The 3,377-nt window shown below is 39.3% G+C and carries 2 protein-coding genes, 1 tRNA gene and 1 pseudogene; 2 read left to right on the top strand and 2 right to left on the bottom strand.

Features of this window, described 5'->3' with window-relative positions; genetic code table 11:
- Positions 1–698: pseudogene (locus tag A923_RS22585) on the top strand (IS4 family transposase); the annotation flags it as partial.
- A gap of 296 nt (positions 699–994) precedes the next feature.
- Here the strand turns inward: A923_RS22585 and A923_RS0121795 are convergent.
- On the bottom strand, positions 995–2,425 hold the full coding sequence (locus A923_RS0121795; RefSeq protein ID WP_017223802.1) for a hypothetical protein: 1,431 nt from the start codon (positions 2,423–2,425) through the stop codon (positions 995–997).
- 9 nt (positions 2,426–2,434) lie between these two features.
- Positions 2,435–2,638: a hypothetical protein gene (locus A923_RS0121800; protein ID WP_202800857.1), complete on the bottom strand. Its 204-nt coding sequence runs from the start codon at positions 2,636–2,638 to the stop codon at positions 2,435–2,437.
- A 456-nt stretch (positions 2,639–3,094) separates the two neighbouring features.
- Here A923_RS0121800 and A923_RS23045 point away from each other — a divergent pair.
- Positions 3,095–3,170: transfer RNA gene (locus tag A923_RS23045), tRNA-Gly, on the top strand.
- Positions 3,171–3,377: the final 207 nt, after the last annotated feature.

Below are 3,377 nucleotides of genomic sequence, written 5' to 3' on the forward strand. Positions count from 1 at the left end.
CCTGCCGCTAGAATGGATCGAAGAAGTATTAGAAAAAACGAATAAAGCGAACATTCGAAAACGTAAACTGCCTGCTGAGTTAGTCGTATGGTTAGTCATTGGTATGGTTAGTCATTGGTATGGGGTTATTTCGTGATCGCTCTATAACGGACATTGTTTCCAAATTAGACCTTCACCTCTCCGATTCACTCGGTGATAATATCGCTCCAGGTGCAATACCTCAAGCTAGGCAAAGGCTCAGCGATGAACCTCTTGCCGAGTTATTTTCAATGACGGCCAGACACAGGGGAAAGCAAAAAGACTCTGATGATAAGTGGAATAATCTAATGCTTTTTTCAATTGATGGTACTCAACTTCGATGTAATGACACACCTGCACATGTCGTATCATTTGGATATATTAATCACAGTAAAGACAAGCACACTGAATACCCTATTGTCCGCCTTTGTGCCTTGACTTCACTCCGAAGTCGCATTATTCACGATGTTGCTTTTGGCCCAAGTTTTACTGGTGAGATTAGTTACGCCAAAACACTGATCCGTTCCGCTCAATATTCATCTTTAACTATTTTTGACCGTTGCTATCTCAGTGCAGAGCTTATGATTAACTGGCACCGAAAAAACACAGATTGTCATTGGTTGACGCCTATTAAGAGTAATACTAAATATGACATTATTGAAGAGTTAGGAGAGGGTGATTAGTATTATATCCTAAAATCTAAAACACTACATACCTTGCTCAGTCAAAACATCTTTAACTGAATAGTGTTATCCTAGTTGGGGACAATTTCAATGAACCACTACACTTGAGCTTTTAGTTTCAACTACAAACAGTGATGAAATAAAAGAATATCAGCGTGCCATTATGTTGTATTCTAAAGACTTAGATCGGAAGTGGTAAAAAACTGTCGTGAAACGGTTCACTTAGAGGTTAGAACTTAATAAAAAAGACAGGTCTTTATCCCTGTCTTTTTTATTACTACCTGTGCGCTAACTTATTTTAAAATGTCGTAAGGTTTAGCCCAACCAAAACGCTGGCTGAGATCTGTTTTAATTTGCAGATAACGTAGCGATGACTTAATGGCTTTCACATCATCCAAGGTAAGTAGATCTTTTTCACCTTGAGGATGTTGTAAACGAACATAGATGATATCCTGGGCACTTTGACGCAAGGAATTAACCGCAATTTTCTCGCCATTGCTATTGGTGAAATGGGTATATATTCTAGGTACTACTCCTACACCAACATCTTTGCAATCATTCATCGAAGGCCACCAACCACTTTTACCGTCTTCACTAAAGTAACCAGTAACAGGACGGCCTTTCGCAATATCTTCAATCATGCAGAAAGTTGGACTCTCACCGGTAATATTATGGGTGTTATTAAAGGCACGGCTTACCCATTCACCACTGCTAACCTGATCTGTGCCTTTCTCTGGGTCCCAAACACTTTCATCAACCGATACCCAGCTTTCAAAAGGCCCTGCCATAGCAGTATCAATTACAAAAGTTTGCGGGTCAGAAACGAAATAGGCTTTAGTACTATTTTCTAGGGTATATTGGTTTACATAATCACGGTTTACATAATACACAGCATCATCAGTGTTTACGTTACGACCGTGATAATCAGTATCCATCTCATTAAATGTAATGAATACCGTTTTCACGACATGGTTGGCTGAATTATCTACTGCGATATCCTCAGTATTATCTGTAATGAAATAAGGAACATCGTTGTATAACAAGCTCTCGCCGCCAACTATGCTCCCCGAACGTGGGCCAGAGTATTGATAGTTAGCAACATCATAAGTCGGTTGAGTAGAAGTATCACCCAATACCGCTTGACCTTTGATCACGCGTACAGAGTCACCAATCCATCGACCTTCAAATTTTAATACATAATTAAGAGTTAAGGTCTCTGTATTCTCCGCGACATTGTTGTCATAGCTTTGAATATCAAAGTGAGACTGTGTGGGACCGAAATCCAAACGGCGGAAGAAAGTCACCTTAGTCCCCTTCTGGCTTATCGCCATGGGTTTCTGGTCATAATTAGTGCTGCAACTTTCATCCCTTTCCGCTATATAGGCCAGTTTCACACCTGAGGTATCTGTTCGACAAACGTATTGGTCACGTAAACCTTCTGGGTTTACCTTTTGCACGATACGCTCGAACTGTTCTTCATTAACACCGTTGTTCTCAACTTGAAAATACCCTAATGCATCATTATATGCCACAAGCTGAGCTTGAGGCTGAGCTGGTTTTTTAAGTGCATAGTCGAGCATAAAATATTCTGCTTTGTTCTGCTGAATTTTATTTACAGTATAACTGACCAATTCTTTTGCTTGGTAATATCCCTGAAGGTTCGGTGCTGCTGAAACCTGGCTTACAATAAATAATGACCCGGCAACAATTAGTATTTTTTTCATTTTGGGACTCTACTTCTGAAAGTTTTCTGGTGTACTGAATGCAATACCATCATTCGATGCATACTTCACGTTCTGCAACTCTTGCAGATCTGCAGCATCAACGATGAGCTGCATTGATTTTGTAGCACGCTGACTATCATTTTTTTGAGTCGAGGAATCTCCCCCGTCGCCGCCGCAGCCAACCATTAACATAGATAAAAACACCCCTACCACTAATTTTTTCATAATAATTATATTCGACCATGGTTAGAATAATGTCATATTCTAACATTTTTAACCTTGAGATAAAATCGTCTATACACGACCTATTTAACATAAATATGATAATGCCCCGTGTAACAGCAGCATTTTCACTAATTAGATAAACACTCCCTCTAATGCTTGCTGTGAGTCTTTAAATCGATTTTAAACTAGCATTTCGGATAGCTAATTTGGTGATAACCAAGAATCAATAAAACCGTATTTTAAACATTTTTAAAAAAGACACTTAGAGGTCAGTACCTGTTAAATATTAGTATCAAAACCTTCCTAATTAGGAGGCCAAATATCGTCGATTTAATGGTATCAAAAACATGGCCCGCCCCCTCTATAATACTACTACGCGGCTGACAAACTCTTACATTCACGTCGTTTACACGACCATAAAACAAGGTTAATATCTTCACCCATGCGGACATCGTATAATGGCATTACATCAACTTTCCAAGTTGAAAACGTTAGGTTCGAATCCTGGCTGACCGCTCCAAACATTAAAGCTACTCATTGAGTTAACGCCGATCAGTTAAGAACAATATGATCGGTTGACTGATCCTTTGAGTGGTTCACAATACCCTTTTTCGTATAGATTGAGGGTATTTTTTTGCTTGCACATTGGCTACTAGATACGGATACATTTGCTAATCCAGAATCACTTTCTACCTTTCAAAAAGACCTGCCGCTAGAATAGATCGAA

The sequence above is a fragment of the Moritella dasanensis ArB 0140 genome (genome assembly GCF_000276805.1).
GTDB lineage: Bacteria > Pseudomonadota > Gammaproteobacteria > Enterobacterales > Moritellaceae > Moritella > Moritella dasanensis.